Source organism: Cuspidothrix issatschenkoi CHARLIE-1, assembly GCF_002934005.1.
Classification (GTDB): Bacteria; Cyanobacteriota; Cyanobacteriia; order Cyanobacteriales; family Nostocaceae; genus Cuspidothrix; species Cuspidothrix issatschenkoi.
This window is the reverse complement of record NZ_PGEM01000191.1, coordinates 1-2,369: the sequence shown is the minus strand read 5'-3', so window position 1 is coordinate 2,369 and position 2,369 is coordinate 1. Positions and strand designations below refer to the sequence as shown.

At 32.9% G+C, this 2,369-nt stretch carries 1 protein-coding gene and 1 pseudogene; one reads left to right on the top strand and one right to left on the bottom strand.

Going from position 1 to position 2,369, the window contains the following annotated elements; genetic code table 11:
• Window positions 1-246, top strand: a pseudogene (locus CUN59_RS19680) (DUF4277 domain-containing protein); the annotation flags it as partial.
• 340 nt (window positions 247-586) lie between these two features.
• Here the strand turns inward: CUN59_RS19680 and CUN59_RS19670 are convergent.
• Window positions 587-2,275, bottom strand: a complete 1,689-nt coding sequence (locus CUN59_RS19670) for an IS1634 family transposase (RefSeq protein WP_104389423.1) — start codon at window positions 2,273-2,275, stop codon at window positions 587-589.
• Between the last annotated feature and the right edge of the window lie 94 nt (window positions 2,276-2,369).

Below are 2,369 nucleotides of genomic sequence, written 5' to 3'. Positions count from 1 at the left end.
GAAAAAGGCGAAAAAGTAAATGCAGGTCAAGTAGTAAAAGCCATGATAATAAACGGGTTAGGATTTGTCTCCAAACCGTTATATATGTTTCCCGAATATTTTGAAACAATCGCTTGTGAACATCTAATAGGAACAGGAGTAAAACCAGAATATCTCAACGACGATAAGCTGGGAAGAGTCATGGATAAACTATTTATAAAAGGATTGGATACAATATTTTTTATCATCGCATTAAAAGCAGCTCAAACCCACATTCCGCACCCTTAGCTGTCACACAGGGAAATTACGGAAATAAGAAAGAGAACTGAGGCTAAAAAATCACATATTAGCGAAAAAATATATTGTCGAAAAAGAAAAACACCAAAAATGGGATCAAAACCCATTCTCAATAAGGAGCAATAAGAATGAACACCAACCAGAAGAGTCAATAGATAAATAAATGAACATATTCAAGATAGAGCGTATAAGTTAGACTAATAAATTGAAGTAAAAAACAAAATTATAGACATAGTAAAATAGAGCTATAAATCAAAAATATTAGCTCCTAAATCTAATATTAATTAAATTAATTTAATTTAGAGAAGAATTAAGTGGCTAATTGATAGTAATGAAGACAATCATCTGGTAAAAGATTCAGGATAAAATCCCTATCTGGAGTCCAATTAGAGACGTGTTGTTCATTGTTATATTCAACTAAATGAATACACTGGAAACATTGAAAAATCCAGCGCAAAGTAGGGCGGTTAGTTGCTTTGCCTAATTGATTTTTAATTGTTGATTTAGACTCTTTTAGAGCATTTCTAATTTGACGTTGAGCCAAAGTATAAACCAGTAGACATAAACCCATAATCATTCCCAAAGACTCTATTCTTTCAGGACTTTTGAGGAAAATACTGTCGGCAAAAAATAATGGGTCTTTGAGAAAACCAAACCCTCTTTCACATGACTGCTGGGCTTTATATTCACTGAGCATAGAATCATCACTAAGTTCCTTTGAATCTAAAACATTGGTGGCAATAATAAACCGCCCTGCACTCAGCAATTCTGTATTAATCTTACTTTCATCTTCGGAAACTGTAGCTGATATTTGGTAAGATATTTCTTGTGGAGAATCTTTAGTCTTAGATTTGACTTGAGTAACCAAAATTTCGTTAATTTGGTGATATTTGAACTGTTTTGATAATTTTGATAATGCCTTGATAGCATCTGCTTCACAAGCAAATTCTTCTTGTGATAATTTTTTCAATTCTTGCACAGCTTTTGATTCGGCTTTGGTAATTTTTTGGGTGAGCTTACGCAGGTCTGATTCTCTTCTTTCTTGACTTTGCACTACTAACCATCTTTGTTCTATTCCTGCATATTTTTCGGTTTTTGATACTAATTTATATCCTGGTATTTTACTATCAATAAATTCTGATTCTCGGATTGTTGATATTAATGATTTTGCTGCTTTTATGCTTAATGGTACTCGGCATAACCAGTCTAATTCTGACATCATTTTCAGGTTTGATTCTGTATATAAAGCTGAGTCTGCTACTATGAGACTATTAACTTCTAATTGTTTTTGATATTCTACTGCTATTTGACCAAAGCATGATGAATCTGCTTGGTTTCCCGATGCTAGTTTTAAAAATATTGGTATGTCTCCATCTCCTGTACATATCATTTCTATAATGAACTGTTTTAAGTCTGGTCTGTGGTCACGGGAATAACCGTAGGTGATGGTTATTTCTTTTGGTGATTTTACTGCTATTTCTTCTAATTCTTGGTTATCTCCTACTTTTTGACTCTCAAATATTACTTCTGGTAAGCTGGTGTTATATTGACCATGCACGTGCATTGATGATGAGTCTAGGTGTGATGTTGATAGTGATACTCCAAATTTTTGTGCTGCTTTTAATGCGATGATAAAAAATATTGTATCCAATCCTTTTATAAATAGTTTATCCATGACTCTTCCCAGCTTATCGTCGTTGAGATATTCTGGTTTTACTCCTGTTCCTATTAGATGTTCACAAGCGATTGTTTCAAAATATTCGGGAAACATATATAACGGTTTGGAGACAAATCCTAACCCGTTTATTATCATGGCTTTTACTACTTGACCTGCATTTACTTTTTCGCCTTTTTCGACTCCTATTAATTCATTTATTATTTCTACTATTCCTATCGCGTCTATTATTCCTGCTACTATCCCTAGATGGTCTATGTTCTGAATTTCTATGTCTTGAGGTTTTAATTTCACAACAGTTTCCTCTAATATTTCTGTTGTCATCAATTATTTCTTATTTGGTTATCAATTCATTTTTTTCTTTTATTTTTGTTACCAAGCTTCACTTTCTCACACCATGTTCCTTTTAATGCAACTT